The following is a 15,808-nucleotide window of genomic DNA, read 5'->3' on the forward strand; positions in this document are numbered from 1 at the left end:
AGACGCGCGCTGAGGGTCGGCAAATGCAGCATACGCGCACGCCGGTGCGCTGTATTCGCGGCACGAACCCTACCTGATTTCCGGATTTGCTGCAGTGGCGCCGGCATAGCGGACAGACGCATGCGAAGCGCGAGCGAAGACCTGCCCGGGCGGGCAAACGCGAGCGAGTTTGTCTGGAGAATGGATGCTGCGAGGAAGGGGAAAAGACTGAGGGCAGCCCATGGCTGCCCTCGTGGCGATGCTTAGAACGCGGTCCCGATCTGGAACTGGAACTTCTGGTACTGGTCGCCGGCGTGCTTGACGAGCGGGAAGCCCAGACTGAGCTTGAGCGGCCCGATCGGCGAGATCCACGCGAGACCCGCACCGTACGCGTAACGCAGACCGTTCGCACCCACGCTGTTGCCTTCCGTACCCCAGACGTTACCGCCGTCGAAGAACGTGAAGACGCGCAGCGTGCGGTCGTAGCCGGTGCCCGGCAGCGGGAACGTCAGTTCGATGTTACCCACCAGCATCTTCGAACCGCCGATCGGATCGCCCGTCGACGCGTCGCGCGGACCCAGCGAGCTCGGCTCATAGCCACGCACCGAACCGATACCGCCTGCGTAGTAGTTCTTGAAAATCGGGTACGGCTTGCCGTCGAGGCCGTTACCGTAACCGCCCTGGAAGTTCAGGCCCAGCACGAAGCCGCGCGCGAACGAGTAGTAATACTGCGCCTGCAGGTCCGCCTTATAGTAAGGCGTACTGCCGATCGGCGAACCCCATTCGGCGTTCGCTTGCGTGAAGTAACCGCGGCTCGGTACCAGCGCGCTATCGCGATTGTCGCGCGACCAGCCTACCGTCAGCGGGACGTTGTTCGACACGCGGCCGAAGTCGTTCACGTAGTCGATATAGCTTTGCGGCGTGGTCGAGTCGACGTCGAGGCGGTTCTGCTCGAAGCCGAGGCCGAAGTACACCATGTCCGATTCGGAGAACGGAATGCCGAACTTCATATCCGCGCCGGCGGTAATGATCCGGAAGCTGGTGTCGGTCGTGTTCGAGTAGTACAGCGGCTCGCTGGTGCGGTAGTAGACGTCGGTAATGCGCTTGATGCCGTCCACCGTGAAGTACGGGTCGACCTGCGTCACCGTCAGCGTACGGAACGTGGTTGCCGTGTTGACGTTGACCGCGAGACTCGTACCCGAGCCGAACACGTTGTCCTGCGAAACGCCCGCCGAAATGATCGGGCCTTCGCCGGAACCGTAGCCCAGACCCAGCGTGACCGAACCGGTCGGCTTTTCCGTGACCTTGACGTCCACGTCCACCTGGTCAGCCGTGCCTTCCACCGGCACCGTCGTCACGTCGACGTCGGTGAAGTAGCCGAGACGGTTGATGCGGTCTTTCGACAGCGCGAGGCGGCTCGAGTCGAACCACGAGCTTTCGAGCTGGCGCATTTCGCGGCGCACCACTTCGTCGCGCGTGCGGGTGTTGCCGACGATGTTGATCCGGCGCACGTAGACGCGGCGGCTCGGATCCACTTGCAGCGTCAGGTCGACCGTGTGATGTTGCTGGTCGATCTGCGGCTGCGCGTTCACCGTGGCGAATGCGTAACCGTACTCGCCGAGCTTGTCGACCACTGCCTTGGTGGCGGCCTTCAGCTTGGCGGCAGAGAAGCGGTCGCCCGGTTTGATCTTGATGAGCTTCTGCAGCTCGGCTTCGCGATCCAGCAGGTTGCCCGCCAGATGGATGCCCGTAATCGTGTACGGCTCGCCCTCGTGCAGGGTGAGCGTCAGGTACATGTCCTTCTTGTCCGGCGACAGCGAAACCTGAGTCGAATCGATGTTGAACTCGAGGTAGCCGCGATCCAGATAGTACGAGCGGATGTTCTCGAGGTCGGTGGTGAGCTTGTCTTTCGAGTACAGGTCGTTCTTCGTGTACCACGAGAACCAGTTCGGCGTGGACTGCTGCATTTCATCGCGCAGCGTGCTGTCGCTGAACACCTTGTTGCCGATGAAGTTGACCTGGCGGATCTTCGCGCTCGGTCCTTCGATCACCGAGAACAGCAGGCCGACGCGGTCGCGGTCGATCGGCGTGATCGTGGTCGTGACTTCGGCGGCGTAGTAGCCGTGCGTCAGGTACTGACGCTTCAGCTCCTGCTGGGCGCGGTCGACCAGCGACTTGTCGTAGTAACGGCCAAGCGAGAGCCCGACCGAGTTCAACGCCTTGGTCAGGTTGTCCTTGTCGAATTCGTGGAGACCCGAGAAGTCGATCGTGCCGATCGCCGGGCGTTCCTGCACCTGCACGATGACGACGTCGCCTTCGGTCGAGATCTTGACGTCGTTGAAGAAGCCGGTCGCGTACAGCGCACGGATCGCTTCAGAAGCCTTGTCGTCGGTGAAGGTGTCGCCCTGCTTGATGGGCAGATACGAGAAAACGGTGTTCGGTTCGACGCGTTGCAAGCCTTCGAGCCGAATGTCGCGAACCACAAATGAGTCGGTGGCAAAAGCCGAGACTGCGGTGACGCTCAGGCCGATAAATGTCAGCGCCCTAGCGCTGCGGGCCGATAGTGTTTGAACCTTCATGCAGGATAAGCGACAAGATTTCAATGCAACATGGGAACCGCCGCCGATTTTTTTCCAATCTCTGGCTCACGGCGCGGATGGGATGTCTCTTGGGTCTACTGCAGTCTGATGCCTGAGATGTCGTCGGCGGGCGCAAGTCCGGTTGCCACAGCCAGCGCTTCCGTCATATGGCGTGCTTGCGAGCGAGCCACCTGGAAAGACAACTCAGCGCCACCGGGCAGGCGGAAGGTCATGACCAGATGCGGCGCAACGCCCGCATCCTCGCCGATTTCCCATGCTTCGCACGGCATCGCAAACTTCACGCTCTGTTTCTTGTGCCGGATACGCTCCGACCAGCCAATCGCATTCGATACAGCCGCCAGCAACTGGTGCATCACCGAGCAATGCAACGCAATCCGGTCCGGCTGATTACTCTGCAGCATCAGATACTGGCCGTCTTCCGTCAGCTCGAATCCGTGCAGCGAGTCGATTGCAAGGGCCACCGTCTGGGACATACAAAGACTCCAGAATAAAGCCAGTTCCGGAGTATAGAACGGTTTGGCCCCCGTGCGACCCACTGGGATTCCATACAGACTACCTCAACCTCATTACAACTTTCATACATTTCCTACGGTCATACTTACCCTCTCCGAGCGAGCCCAGAGAATTTTCATACCATAGCACGAAAAATATCGGACGCAACATCTGAGGTGCGTCGGGCGACGAGCATAGCCTTCTTGACGCCTCTCTTAGCCCGATACTGCGGATAATTCCGCAACCGGCGAGCCTCTCGCCCCGCACAGGTTGCCGGCGCGTGCCGCCAGCCAGCCTCCGAACGTACGGCAAACGTAATATTGATATACGTCTCTTCGTAAGCTATTTTACGCGCCATTCTGGCACAAGGCTGCCAGCCGACTGTATAAATTTATGGGATCGGCATTGCGAGGGTTGCAAGAAACAGACATGGCCGCGCCGGTCCACGGCCGACTTCCCGAGGCCTACAACCGCTCGTTGATGAGCCGTGCGGCGAGAAAATCGATCAGCAGACGCGTGCGCGCCGGCAGCTTGCGCGTGCGCAACCATAAGGCATGCAGCGGCAGTCCGGCGGGTTCGTAATCGGGCAGCACCAGCTCGACGCGTCCCGCCTCCAGCCAGTCGCGGATCTGCCAGAACGCCGCGAGTCCGATGCCCATGCCCGCCAGCACGCCCGCGTTGACCGCCGCCACCTGGTTGCTGTCGAAACGGCCGGCGACGTTGACCGCGATCTCCTCGCCTTGACGCGATCGGAAAGTCCAGCGCGCCGGGTGCGGCAAGCCGGTACGAATCACGCAGGCATGCTGGGCCAGGTCCTGCGGACGCAGCGGCCGACCGTGCTCCGCGAGATAACCGGGAGCCGCGAACGCCACCCGCCGGATCGTGCCGAGGCGCCGCGCGACGAGCCGCGAATCGGGCGTCTCGCCGATGCGGATCGTCACGTCGGCGCCGGTTTCGGTGGGGTCGCGATAATCGTCGGTCAAATCCAGTGAAAGCGTCACCCCGGCATGGCGCTGCAGATACTCGCCGACGAGCGGCGCGACATAGCGCGGGCCGAACAGCGTCGGCGCGTTGACGCGCAAGCGGCCGCTGAGCTGCTGCGCCTCTTCCGCCAATTCCGTGCGCGCCAGTTCGAGTTCGGCGAACGCGCCTTTGACGCGCTGGTAGAACTTCACGCCGGCCGGACTCGGGTGACAGGTGCGCGTGGTGCGTACGATCAGCGTCGCGCCGTGCGACTTCTCGAGCATCTGCAACGAACGGCTTACCGCCTGCAGCGAGCGGCCCAGCCGGCGCGCGGCGCTCGTCAGACTGCCCTCTTCGACGACGGCCACCAGGGTTTCGAGTTCGCGCAATGCGTCCATGCCGGATTCTCCCGCTCAGCGTGATGATGTATCGGTCTGCACGCTAATTGTGTTTGATGAACGTGAGAGTAGCATCGAACACTCCTCCACCCAACCCGCCCATCATGAATGCGCCCCTGTTCGAAACGGAAGTCGCAGCCACACCGGACGCGCCCGACGCGCCCTTCGCGAACGACGTCCCCACCGTGCGCTTCGCGCTCATGGTGGCCGTCGCGGTTCTGCCGCTCTATGCCTCGCAAACCTTGATTCCGTCGCTGAACGCATCGTTGCATCTCGGCGCGGCGATCACGCTCGTCACGGCCTTGACGCTGCTAGGCTATGCCGCGGGCCTGGTGGGTCTCGTGCCGCTTGTCGACCGGCGGCCGAATCGCGCCTTGATCGCCGGCACGCTGTGCGCCCAGGTGGTGTGCCTCGTCGTTGCCGCAGTGGCGCCGACGGCGGCGGTATTTCTCGGCGCGTCGTTTGCGGTGGGCGTCACCGCGAGCGCGGTGCAGATGCTGGTGCCCGCAGCAGCCTCGCTCGCGCCGCCGCACATGCGCGGCAAGGTGGTCGGCAACGTCATGAGCGGGCTGATGCTCGGCATCCTGCTGTCGCGCCCGCTTGCAAGCGTGGTGGGCGGAGCCGTCGGTTGGCGCGGTTTTTTTGCCGTCGACGCCGTGCTGGTCGCCGTCGCGACGCTGCTGGTGGTGCCGCGGCTGCCGGACATCCGCCCAGTAGGCGCGCCGTCGTATCTCGCGCTGATTGCCTCGATGGGCCGGCTGGTTGCGCATGAACCAGTCCTGCGTCGCCGGGCCCTTTACCAGGGATTCCTGATGGCCGGCTTTAACGTCTTCTGGAGCAGCGTGGCCGTGGTGCTCGCCCGCTCGCCGCTCAAACTCGACAGCACGCATATCGCGCTCTTTGCGCTTGCGGGCGGCGGCAGCGTCATCATCGCGCCGCTGGCCGGACGGCTTGGCGACCGAGGGCATACGACGCGCACGACTATGGTCGCGCACGGCGTCGCCATCGTGGCTGCGTTCGTCGCGGCGTGGGCGTTGAGCGATGGCGTGTCGCGCGCGGTGTCGATCGGACTGCTGGCGGTTGCCGCACTTGCGATCGACGGCGGCGTGATCGCGGATCAGGCGCTTGGCCGGCGCGCCATCAACCTGCTGGCGCCGCAGTCGCGCGGTCGTGTCAATGGACTGTACACCGGGCTCTTTTTTATAGGCAGTGCCGGCGGTGCAGCGGTTGCGGGCCCCGCGTTGGCGCGCTGGGGTTGGCCCGGCGTGTGCGCCGTGGCACTCGTGTTCTTCGCCGCGGCGGGGTTGCTGCATCTCTTCGACTGCTTGCGTAGTCGCACCACCGCCAGCTTATGACCCGCTTCGTTTATACGCGCCATCAATCCACGCTTAATCAGGAGGTTTGCGATGCCATCATCCACATCCACTCGCACAGACATGCGTTACCAAAGCGTCCACATCGACGGACTCGAGATCTTTTATCGCGAAGCCGGTCGTGCCGACGCGCCCGTTGTCCTGCTGCTGCATGGCTTTCCGTCGTCGTCGCGCATGTACGAGACGCTGATGCCGCTGCTTGCGCCACACTACCGGCTGATCGCGCCCGACTACCCGGGCTTCGGTCATAGCAGCGCGCCGTCGCCCGCGGAGTTTCGCTACACCTTCGACCAGCTCGCCCAGGTGATGGTGCGTTTCACCGAGAAGCTGGCGCTCACGCGTTATGCGTTGGTCGTGCAGGACTACGGCGGCCCGGTGGGTTTCCGGCTGGCGCTCGCGCATCCCGAACGGGTGGCCGCGCTGATCGTGCAGAACGCCGTCGCGCATGAAGAAGGACTCGGGCCGCTGTGGGATACCCGCAAAGCATTCTGGCGCGACCGGGCGACCCACGAAGCCGCGTTGCGGGCCAATCTGCTGTCGTTCGACGCGACCCGGCTGCGCCACGTCGGCAAAAGCCCGCGTCCCGAGCGCTACGATCCCGATAGCTGGCACGACGAGTTCGCGTTTCTCTCGCGTCCAGGCCAGATCGACATTCAGACCGAGCTGTTTTACGACTACCGGACCAACGTAGAACGTTATCCGCAGTGGCAGCGGTATTTGCGCGAGCAGCAGCCGCCGACGCTGGTGCTATGGGGCAAGTACGATCCGTCGTTTGCTGTGGAAGGCGCGCATGCGTATCAGCGCGATGTGCCGGGCGCAGAGGTTCACTTGCTGGAGGGCGGTCATTTCGTGCTGGACGAAGCGTGCGATGAAGTGGCGTTGCGTATGGAGCGGTTTCTTTCTGGGGTGATGGTGTGAGGTCGTGAGGCTGCTTTCGCGCCGCGCGCGGATCGATGCGCAAAGTCGCACGGGTCGCGGCGGCGCCCCCGTCGCGTCGGCCAATATCAACTACCTACGGCATCACCCTCGCCCGTCGGCATCACCCCCGCCGACTCATGCCCCAGCGGCGCCAGCAAATTGCGCAGCGCCGTAAAGCTAAGCGGCCGCGCGAACCAGAACCCTTGCACCTCATCGCAGCCGAGCTCGCGCAACCGCTCGGCCTGCTCCTCCGTCTCGACACCCTCCGCCGTCACACGCAGCTTCAACGCGTGCGCCATGGCGATGATCGCGCCCACCAGCGCCGCGCATTGCGGATCGACCATCATTCGGATAACGAAAGACCGGTCGATCTTCAACCGGTTCAGCGGAAAGCGCGTCAGGTACGCGAGACTCGAATAGCCGGTGCCGAAATCGTCCACCGCCACTTCGACACCCAGCTTGCGCAGCGCATGCAAGGTCTGCAGCGCCTCCTCGGTATCGCCGAGCAAAACGCCTTCGGTGATTTCCACCTCGAGGTAGGACGGCGCGAGCCCCGCGTCGTGCAGCGCGCTTTCGATCGTCGCCAGCAGATTCTGCCGCTGGAATTGCTGCGGCGACACGTTCACCGCCACCCGCGGCAACGAGCCGGTGAGCCGCAGCAACCGGCCGGCATCGCGACACGCCGTGCGAATCACCCATTCGCCGATCCGCTCGATCAAACCCGCTTCCTCCGCGACCGGCACGAACTCGACCGGGCTGATCAAGCCGCGCTCCGGATGACGCCAGCGCAGCAGGGTCTCGACCTGCGCGATCCGCCCAGTCGCGAGCGTGATCTGCGGTTGATAGACCAGGTGCAGTTGCTGGCGGTCGAGCGCCTCGCGCAACATGGTCTCAAGTTCGAAGCGGCGTGCGGCCTGCCCTTCGAGCGCCGCCGAAAAACGCCGCACCATATTGCCACCCGCCGCGCTCGCCGCCGACAACGCCACATTGGCCCGCCGCATCAGCGTGGACACGTCGGCGCCGTCGTCCGGATAGGTCGCGCAGCCGAGGCTTGCGGTGATCGTGAGCGGTGTGCCCGAACAGTCGATGGACTCCGAGATGCGCGCCAGCGCAGCCGCGGCCAGGGCCTCGGCGGCGGCCCCCGTCTCGTTGACCAGCAGTGCGAATTGCGCGCCGCTCATTGAGGCGATCGTGCCTTCGTACGCAATCAGGCCGCGCAGGCGCTCGCCGACAATCTGCAATACGAGTTCGGCCGCGTACGAACCGAGCGCGTCGCGCAGCTTGCGCAGCGAGTTCAGTTCGACGAGCAGCACCGCGAAGCCCGTGCCGTCGCGTCGGCACCGCGCCACCGTCAGGTCGAGCCGCTCGGCGAAGAGCGTCTGGTTCGGCAGGCGCGTGACGCCGTCATGATGCGAGACATACCAGAGCCTGGCTTCGGATTGCGCGTAGCGGGTCGTCTCGACGGCCATGCCCACGTAGCGTGCGGGGTTGCTGCCGGCGCCACGGTCGCGGTCGAGAGCGATCGGTTCATCGCCGGCGCGTCCGGGTATCCGCGAGAAAGCCGCCTCGCCCGTCAGAGGCGATAGAGCCAGCATGACCGCGATACGGGTGTTATTGCGCCGTACGTAGGTCCACTCGCTTTCGTAGCGGGTGGGACTCATGAGGGATGTCGACGCCGCAGCGCCCGGCGTGTCCAGGCCCCAGCGCCCGACGCCCGGCAATTCCGCGCGGCGCCGCGCGAGCTCCGCCGGGTCGTGCAGCGAATCGAACGTGCGACGGCCGACAAGCTCGTCCGCCCGGTAGCCGGTCAGTTGCTCGTAAGCCGCGTTGACGTAGCAAAAGGTGCCGTCCGCCGCGCACAGGAACACGCCATAGGGTGCAGCGGCAAGTGCGCTTTCGTGGACCTGCGGGTCGGCATGGAGATCGTATTGCATGCGGCCGCCCCTTCAGCGCAAAGACCTGCGTGTGCCGGCCCCTGCGTGCGCACATGGGAACTGCCGCCAATCCAGACGCCTGCTCATAACTCGCCCGCTCTCAGAATGATTCGAATGTGCCGTGCGCAGCCGCAAACGCATCGTCGCGCGGCCGCGAACGGTCCGGCGACGCCCGGCCGCTCCCTTGCCTCAATATCATCATAACGATTTCCGTCTGCCCATCCGCATTTACGCCGTCATGCAGCATTTTTGCGGACGGCGGTGGATGACAGCAGACCGAGGGGGCTGGCCGAGCGACGGCTCGAAATACCGCTTTATAGATTGTCCAGAATGCCCGAAATTAGCACAACGTCGGCGCTCCCATGCCGCCCAAGCTTTCCGTCTGAGGTTTCCATGAGCATCCCCACGCCTCTCCCGCTCGATGGCCTGCGCGTCGTCGAATTCACCCACATGGTCATGGGCCCGACCTGCGGCATGATCCTCGCCGACCTGGGCGCCGAGGTCATCAAGATCGAACCGCCCGGCGGCGACAAGACGCGCAAGCTGCCGGGCCTCGGCATCGGCTTCTTTCGCTCGTTCAACCGCAACAAGAAAAGCGTGGTGCTCGACATCACGACGCCCGAGGGCCACGCCGCCGCGGTCGAACTGATCGGCCAGTGCGACGTCATGCTGGAAAACTTCCGTCCCGGGCTGATGACGCAGTTGGGCCTCGACTACGAGACGCTCTCGAAACGCTATCGGCGTCTGATCTACGTGTCGCACAAAGGCTTTCTGCCCGGCCCCTACGAAAAGCGCCTCGCGCTCGACGAGGTCGTGCAGATGATGGGCGGCCTCGCCTACATGACGGGCCCGGTGGGCCGGCCCTTGCGCGCCGGCACCTCGGTCAACGACATCATGGGCGGCATGTTCGGCGCCATCGGCGTGCTGGCCGCGCTGCGCGAGCGCGACACCACCGGCCGCGGGCAGGAGGTGCAAAGCGCGCTGTTCGAAAACTGCGTGTTCCTGAGCGCCCAGCATATGCAGCAGTACTCGATGACGCACGAAGCACCTCCACCGATGCCCTCGCGCGTCTCCGCATGGAGCGTCTACGACGTGTTCACGCTGGCCGACGGCGAGCAGCTCTTTATCGGCGCGGTCAGCGACAGGCAGTTCGTGACGCTATGCGAGGTGCTGCAATGCCCCGAACTCGTCGCCGAACCGCAATTCGCCAGCAACGCGCTGCGCGTCGCCGCGCGGCCGCAACTGCTCGAGCGGCTCGGCGCGATTCTCAAGGACCATCATGCGGACGCGCTCGCGCTGCAACTGGAAGCCGCTGGGCTTCCGTACGCGCCGATCGTGCGGCCCGATCAGTTGCTCGACGATCCGCACCTGAAAGCGAGCGGCGGACTGGTGCCGATGGAAACAGAGGACGGCGGCACCACCGACGTCGTCCTGCTGCCGCTCCTGATGGGCGGCCGCCGGCCGGGGGTGCGCCAGGCGCTGGCGAAAGTGGGCGAGCACACCCAGGAAATTCTCGCGAGGCTGAAGGCGCGCGTGGTGTGATCCGGGGAAGCAGCGGGCTGAGGCTCGAAGAAGCAACCGCTCATTGACCACTGGCCGGCAGCGCCACCCGTGCCACCCGGGCCGCCTGCCCCGCCGGCGCGATAAATTTTCCCGTAGCCGTGTCGATTTCCTGTCTTCCCGCTCGTCATGTGGATGAAGCCCTGCTGAACCCGGCAAGGCCTCCTGATTCACGAACCCGCTTATACAAGGAGCGACCGCCATGTCCGCACCCGCTGTCAAACCGATTCCGGAAGGAATGCACTCGCTGACGCCGCATCTGATTTGCGCCGGCGCCGCCGCAGCCATCCAGTTCTATAGCGACGCGTTTGGCGCCGTCGAACAGTTCCGCTTGCCCGGTCCGGAAGGCAAATTGATGCATGCCTGTGTGAAGATCGGCGACTCGATGCTGATGCTGGTCGACGAAATGGCCGGCTGCTCGATGCTCGGGCCGAGGGCCCTGAAAGGTTCGCCGGTGGCGATTCACCTGTACGTCCCGAATGTCGATGCCGTGGTCGCGCAGGCCGTCGCGGCCGGCGCCCGCATCACGATGCCCGCCGCCGATATGTTCTGGGGCGACCGCTTCGCGCAGCTCGAAGATCCGTTCGGGCATCGCTGGTCGGTGGCGACGCATCAACGTGATGTGCCGATGGAAGAGATGCAGGCGGCCGTGCGCGCGATGCAGCAATGAGCCGGCGGCGGCGCAGCGCAGGTGGCTGCGCCGCCGCCCAGCCGCTCAGCGCGTCACCGCATCGAACGAAAACGTGCCGAGCGCCGCCCGCACGTCGTCCAGCGTGCCTTGCGTGACCGCTTGCGCGCGCTGTGTGCCGGCACGCAGGACGTCGAACACATAACCCGGCTCGCGCGCGAGCTGTTCGCGCCGCTCGCGGATGGGCGCAATCAGCGCCTGCAACTGCTCTTCGAGGCGGCGCTTGACCACCATGTCGCCGAGGCCGCCCGCGCGGTACTCGGCTTTCAGACGCTCGACGGTGGCGCGATCTTCGTCGAAGGCATCGAGATAGGTGAAGACCATGTTGCCTTCCACCGTGCCCGGGTCGGAAGCGCGCAGATGGTTCGGATCGGTATACATGCTGCGGACCGACTCGCGGATCGCATCGGCCGAGGACGACAGCGGAATCGAGTTGCCTTGCGACTTGCTCATCTTGGCCTTGCCGTCGACGCCGGGCAGACGGCCCGTGGTCGGAATCAGCGCTTGCGCCTCGGGCAGCACGTCGCGGCCCACCTGCCGGTTAATGCGGCGAACGATTTCGTTGGTCTGCTCGATCAGCGGCGCCTGGTCTTCGCCGACCGGCACGACGTGGGCCTTGAAGCCGGTGATGTCGGCCGCCTGGGCGACCGGATAGCAGAGAAAGCCCGCCGGAATATCGCGGCCGAAGCCGCGCGCCTGAATCTCTTCCTTGATGGTCGGATTGCGCTCGAGGCGCGCGACGGTGACGAAGTTCATGTACAGCAGCGTCAACTCGGCGAGCGCCGGCAGCGCCGACTGCACCGCGATGGTGGTCTTGCCCGGATCGATGCCGACCGCCAGGTAGTCGAGCGCGACCTCGAGCACGTTGCGGCGCACCTTGTCGGGGTCGTGCGCGTTGTCGGTCATGGCCTGGGTGTCGGCGACCAGCACGAACTGCTGGTGCGTCTCCTGCAAGGCCAGACGGGTCTTCAACGAGCCGACATAATGGCCAAGGTGCAGCGGACCGGTGGGACGGTCGCCGGTTAGTACGGTACGACGGGGGGAGGCGGTGGGGTTCAGGTTGTCTTGCATGAAACGGGCTCTCTGAAAGCGCCGCCGCAGGACAAGCTAACCGGGGATACAGCACCATGTCAGCCCGACTGCGGCGGTCATGGTCGTAGTAAAGACGTGACGATGCCGCTCCTTCAGGAGCGCCACCAAGTGTAGATCAGGGGGACGTTCATCGTGCACATGGCGTAAGGATGCCATAGGCGCGCGGGCGTTGACAACGACCCCAGCAACGCCCACATCTCAAACCAGCGGCGCCACCGTCGGCTCCACTTCCGGTGCGCAATGCACGTTGAACCCGATCAGCTTGGACGGACCGAAGGTATTGCTCAAGGCCACATCCGCAGCATCGCGCCCGAGCGCCATCAACACCCGCCCCGTGCGGGCCACGTTGTTACGCGGATCGAAGGTTTGCCAGGTGCCGCCCAGATAAGCCTCGAACCACGCCGCAAAATCCATCGCACTGTGCGGCGGCGGCACGCCGACATCGCTGATATACCCCGTGCAATAGCGCGCCGGAATATTCATCGCGCGGCACAGCGCCACCGCCAGATGCGCGAAGTCGCGGCACACGCCGGTGCGCTCGTTCCAGGCCTGCCAAGCGGTTTTGGTCGGCCGCGCGTGGCCGTAGCCGAACACGATATGACGATGCACGTAATCGCAGATCGCCTGGACCCGCGGCCGTCCCATCGGCGTTTTGCCGAACAGGCGCCACGCGAGATCGGAGAGCAGATCGGTTTCGCAATAGCGGCTGCCGAGCAGAAACATCAGCGTTTCATTCGGTAGCTCTTCGACCGGATGCTGGTAGCTGTTCGGCGCGATCGTCTCGGGCTCCGCGGAGATCTCGAGCACCGCCGTGGTCGACAGCGAGATGCGTCCCGCCGGCGCAAAGATGCGGCTGCACAGATTGCCGAAGCCGTCCCGGTACTGCGTAATCGGAACCGGCGGGTCGACCTTCAGCACGTCGGCGCTCAGCACATCCTGCACCCGCGAATAATGCGTGTTCAGCATGAGCATCATCGGAGTGGCTTGCTCACACTCGTAGACCAGATCGTAACCCACGCGCAATTTCATAAAACCGCCCTTGCTTCAGTCAAGACCTTCGGTTGGAACAATCAATCAGGACTCTCAAACATCCTCAGTCACGGATACGTCGACCTGCAGGCCGCGGAACGAATGGGCCGCGCCATGCCAGGTCCCCCACAGCGGCAGCGCCTGGTAGTAGTTCCAGGCCACCGCCACGCGAATCAGATGGCGATTGCCGATAATGCTGTTGGTCGGGTCGAAGTCCACCCAGCCGGCGCCCGGCAGGTAGATCTGCAGCCACGCATGAGTGGCGCCGCCGCCAAGCGTCGTGTCGAAATCGGGCACGAAGATGTAGCCGCTCACGAAGCGCGCGGCGAGCCCCAGCGAGCGCACCGCGTCCATCATCAACACCGCGAAATCGCGGCAACTGCCGCTGCGATGACGCAACGTATCGGCGGGACGGTAGACGCCCTTCTCCGTACGCCGCACATAGCGAAAACCGCTCTTGATCTCCTGCGTCATGGCCCGCAACAGCGTCATCGTGGACGTCGCGCCGCGCGTCGCGAGAAAGCGGCGAGCCCAGAGATCCACCTCGGCGTCGGGGTATTGCCGGCTGCGCGCGTTGACGAGATCCGAGGCTTCCTCGTTGGTGTAGGCGAGCGGCCAGGTGGCGGCGTATCGTTCGAGTGCGTAATCGGGAAGCGGCGATTCGTAGTGCTCGAGGGCCACCTGACTATCGAAGCACAGTTCGGGCGCCTCGCCGGAAAACGCGGCCACGCCCACCGAGTTGTCGAACACGTCGTGCAGCCAGTGCAGCCGCGACGGCGCCGGCGAGATCACCAGCTGGGTGGCGACGACGCGCACGTCGTGCCCCGAGCGCGGCCGGAACATCATCCGGTGCTCGCCGAAGCGCACCGGCTCCGAGTACCGATAGGTACTCACATGCCGCACGGTCAAACGCTGCGGTTCGGTGACCCTGCTGGCCCCCGGGATCAACTCGATGGTCACGTAACCGCCCATGAAAACCTGCTGGAACAGCAGGGACGGCAGCGACCGCCGCCGGCGTTATCTCGCCGCGTCTGACATTCAGGGTGGTGACACTGATTGCGCAGAAAACATCCTCCGGCCCAGCATACACCCGCCAGATTGGTGGAAAGTACTCATTTGGTTGAGGCTGGCGGTCGTGCGTGTGGAGAACCCGATAGTTATCCCCAGTTTCTGTTCGCAAATCTGTTGATAACTATCTGACGAAACCCGTAAGTGGTTGATGCGGTTCGACTTTACTGGACGACGTCGAAACGGGGCAGGCTGCACTGATAGACAGGGCGTTTTTGAACCGCCGCAGCGGTCAGACGCTACGGCCCGCTGTATCCGCCTGCCCGTTCTCATGCAGCTTCGGCGCCGTCTTCTGCTCCTCCGCCCATTGCCGCCGCGAACGGTACATCGTGCCGAGCGCGAGCCGCGCCATCTTCACCCAGCCCGAGCGCCGCGGGTCCGCCAGCATGCTCAGCGCCCGTGCATAGTCGAGCGTGAGACCCGGCGTCCAGGCCATCGTCGCGGCGCGTTTGCGCACCTGGGCGGCCACCCACAACTCGGGCGTGGCGATCACTCTCAGGAACGGCCGCCAGCCGTTGTGACGGCCCCATACGCGCGCCGACGCCCCTTCGATCGCCGCTTCCAGCGCGCGCGAGACGGTGCTCGAGCAATTGCGGTACGTGAGGTTGTAGGTCGTATCCTGCCGGTAGGTCTCCCAGAAGCGCCGCAGCCGCGCAGGATCGTAGTTGCGGATACGCACCTGCACCGTCGACGCGCACCAGGCCGTCGATTCGGTCCCGTAGTCGGGCTGGAACAAACCCGGCACGTCGTTCTCGCGAGTGGCCCGCAAGAGCCGCGTGAACTCGTCCGGCGAGCGGTCGATCTCCACGCCCGGATACAGGCTGATGTAGACGCCCTCGGGCGACTCGAGGGCCGCATGTCCGGTCGAGATCACGCCGTTGCGGTCCACTGCGGCGATATAGCGGTCGATGATCGGCTGCCGGCGCGCCTCGCCCTTCGACGATCCGACCGGCGTCCACACGTGCACGGTCAGCGCGGGTTCGTCCGCGGCCGGCGGACCGTCCCACACGCCCACGGCCGGCCCCGGCTGCGGCGGCTGCGGCGGCTCGACGGTCGCGCTGGCGGCCTGCGCGGCGTCGTCGGCGGCCACCGCGGGGTTCGACGACAGGCGTCGCACGCGCGAGCCCAGCAGGATCATGTTCCAGCCGCCGAACATCAGGCCAAGGCCGAGACAGTACGGAACGGTGCCCACGTAGTGGGTCGGAAACGGCTGGTAGAAGAAAATCGCCAGCGCGATTTCAACGACGCCTCCAGCCACCGCGAAACGCCAGGTGCGAAAGCGCACGACGCGCGCAGAGATGATCTGCAACAGACCATCGGCAAAAAAGAGCGTGCCGAAGATCATCGAGAGGATGAAGTTGCCGTGATGATGGCCGGCGAGGATCAGAAGCGCGGCCACGCAGAACGCCAGGCCTTTCACGTAGCGCAGCGTGCGTTGCCCGCCCATGCCGGTCCAGGCGACCGTGAGCGTGGCGAGACCTTCGAGCAGCAGCAGGCAGGCGAACGGTGTGATCGGGAAGTACAGCGCGCTGTCGAGCGCGTCGATGAAGACCGCGATGCCAAGGATCAGACTGATCCAGCCCGCTGTCGTGAGCGCGCGCCAACGGGTGCGCAGATAGTCGACTCCCAACAGGATCATCACCAGACGAACCATCGTCAGTCTCCGGATGCCGGCGCCGTGTTCGAGCGTCGCCGCACCAGGACCCCGGAAGGC

The 15,808-nt window shown here is 64.7% G+C and carries 12 protein-coding genes; 4 read left to right on the forward strand and 8 right to left on the reverse strand.

All coding sequences use genetic code 11. The annotated features are described in order from the left end of the window. Positions 1-242: 242 nt before the first annotated feature. The 3 genes from bamA to BUS12_RS34165 form a co-directional block, all read right to left on the reverse strand. Positions 243-2,558, reverse strand: a complete 2,316-nt coding sequence (gene bamA / locus BUS12_RS34155; protein ID WP_083640788.1) for an outer membrane protein assembly factor BamA — start codon at positions 2,556-2,558, stop codon at positions 243-245. A 95-nt stretch (positions 2,559-2,653) separates the two neighbouring features. Then, positions 2,654-3,052, reverse strand: a complete 399-nt coding sequence (locus BUS12_RS34160; RefSeq protein WP_074301942.1) for a hypothetical protein — start codon at positions 3,050-3,052, stop codon at positions 2,654-2,656. Between the two features lie 483 nt (positions 3,053-3,535). After that, entirely contained in the window at positions 3,536-4,432 is an 897-nt protein-coding gene (locus BUS12_RS34165; protein ID WP_074301943.1) for a LysR family transcriptional regulator, read from the reverse strand. A 104-nt stretch (positions 4,433-4,536) separates the two neighbouring features. Between BUS12_RS34165 and BUS12_RS34170 the strand changes: the two genes are divergently transcribed. Both BUS12_RS34170 and BUS12_RS34175 read left to right on the forward strand, forming a co-directional pair. Then, positions 4,537-5,787, forward strand: a complete 1,251-nt coding sequence (locus tag BUS12_RS34170; protein ID WP_083640790.1) for an MFS transporter — start codon at positions 4,537-4,539, stop codon at positions 5,785-5,787. A gap of 51 nt (positions 5,788-5,838) precedes the next feature. Continuing rightward, the gene (locus BUS12_RS34175; RefSeq protein WP_074301944.1) at positions 5,839-6,723 is read left to right on the forward strand and encodes an alpha/beta fold hydrolase; all 885 of its coding nucleotides are present in this window, start codon (positions 5,839-5,841) and stop codon (positions 6,721-6,723) included. Positions 6,724-6,809: 86 nt separating this feature from the next. On the opposite strand, the gene BUS12_RS34180 is transcribed toward BUS12_RS34175, so the two are convergent. Beyond that, positions 6,810-8,657 (reverse strand): sensor domain-containing protein, encoded by a 1,848-nt coding sequence (locus tag BUS12_RS34180; RefSeq protein WP_074301945.1) that lies wholly within the window; start codon positions 8,655-8,657, stop codon positions 6,810-6,812. A 393-nt stretch (positions 8,658-9,050) separates the two neighbouring features. Between BUS12_RS34180 and BUS12_RS34185 the strand changes: the two genes are divergently transcribed. After that, positions 9,051-10,199: a CaiB/BaiF CoA transferase family protein gene (locus BUS12_RS34185; protein ID WP_074301946.1), complete on the forward strand. Its 1,149-nt coding sequence runs from the start codon at positions 9,051-9,053 to the stop codon at positions 10,197-10,199. 220 nt (positions 10,200-10,419) lie between these two features. Further along, positions 10,420-10,887 (forward strand): VOC family protein, encoded by a 468-nt coding sequence (locus BUS12_RS34190; protein ID WP_074301947.1) that lies wholly within the window; start codon positions 10,420-10,422, stop codon positions 10,885-10,887. A gap of 45 nt (positions 10,888-10,932) precedes the next feature. Here BUS12_RS34190 and trpS read toward each other — a convergent pair whose 3' ends face one another. The 4 genes from trpS to BUS12_RS34210 form a co-directional block, all read right to left on the reverse strand. Further along, complete coding sequence (trpS, locus tag BUS12_RS34195; RefSeq protein WP_074301948.1) at positions 10,933-11,976, reverse strand: tryptophan--tRNA ligase; 1,044 nt, start codon at positions 11,974-11,976, stop codon at positions 10,933-10,935. Between the two features lie 219 nt (positions 11,977-12,195). Beyond that, entirely contained in the window at positions 12,196-13,026 is an 831-nt protein-coding gene (locus BUS12_RS34200; RefSeq protein ID WP_074301949.1) for a transglutaminase-like domain-containing protein, read from the reverse strand. A gap of 54 nt (positions 13,027-13,080) precedes the next feature. Further along, positions 13,081-13,998 carry a transglutaminase family protein gene (locus BUS12_RS34205; RefSeq protein WP_074301950.1) on the reverse strand — a complete coding sequence of 306 codons (918 nt, stop codon included), beginning with the start codon at positions 13,996-13,998 and terminating at the stop codon, positions 13,081-13,083. 328 nt (positions 13,999-14,326) lie between these two features. Continuing rightward, entirely contained in the window at positions 14,327-15,748 is a 1,422-nt protein-coding gene (locus tag BUS12_RS34210; RefSeq protein ID WP_074301951.1) for an HdeD family acid-resistance protein, read from the reverse strand. Positions 15,749-15,808 lie beyond the last annotated feature (60 nt).

This window comes from Paraburkholderia phenazinium, from assembly GCF_900142845.1.
Taxonomy (GTDB): Bacteria; Pseudomonadota; Gammaproteobacteria; order Burkholderiales; family Burkholderiaceae; genus Paraburkholderia; species Paraburkholderia phenazinium_A.

Coding starts and splice junctions, on each gene's coding strand:
- BUS12_RS34180 (WP_074301945.1), bottom strand. CDS start 8,657: ATGCAATACGATCTCCATGCCGACCCGCAGGTCCACGAAAGCGCACTT.
- BUS12_RS34200 (WP_074301949.1), bottom strand. CDS start 13,026: ATGAAATTGCGCGTGGGTTACGATCTGGTCTACGAGTGTGAGCAAGCC.
- BUS12_RS34170 (WP_083640790.1), top strand. CDS start 4,537: ATGAATGCGCCCCTGTTCGAAACGGAAGTCGCAGCCACACCGGACGCG.
- trpS (WP_074301948.1), bottom strand. CDS start 11,976: ATGCAAGACAACCTGAACCCCACCGCCTCCCCCCGTCGTACCGTACTA.
- BUS12_RS34210 (WP_074301951.1), bottom strand. CDS start 15,748: ATGGTTCGTCTGGTGATGATCCTGTTGGGAGTCGACTATCTGCGCACC.
- bamA (WP_083640788.1), bottom strand. CDS start 2,558: ATGAAGGTTCAAACACTATCGGCCCGCAGCGCTAGGGCGCTGACATTT.
- BUS12_RS34185 (WP_074301946.1), top strand. CDS start 9,051: ATGAGCATCCCCACGCCTCTCCCGCTCGATGGCCTGCGCGTCGTCGAA.
- BUS12_RS34205 (WP_074301950.1), bottom strand. CDS start 13,998: ATGGGCGGTTACGTGACCATCGAGTTGATCCCGGGGGCCAGCAGGGTC.
- BUS12_RS34165 (WP_074301943.1), bottom strand. CDS start 4,432: ATGGACGCATTGCGCGAACTCGAAACCCTGGTGGCCGTCGTCGAAGAG.
- BUS12_RS34190 (WP_074301947.1), top strand. CDS start 10,420: ATGTCCGCACCCGCTGTCAAACCGATTCCGGAAGGAATGCACTCGCTG.
- BUS12_RS34160 (WP_074301942.1), bottom strand. CDS start 3,052: ATGTCCCAGACGGTGGCCCTTGCAATCGACTCGCTGCACGGATTCGAG.
- BUS12_RS34175 (WP_074301944.1), top strand. CDS start 5,839: ATGCCATCATCCACATCCACTCGCACAGACATGCGTTACCAAAGCGTC.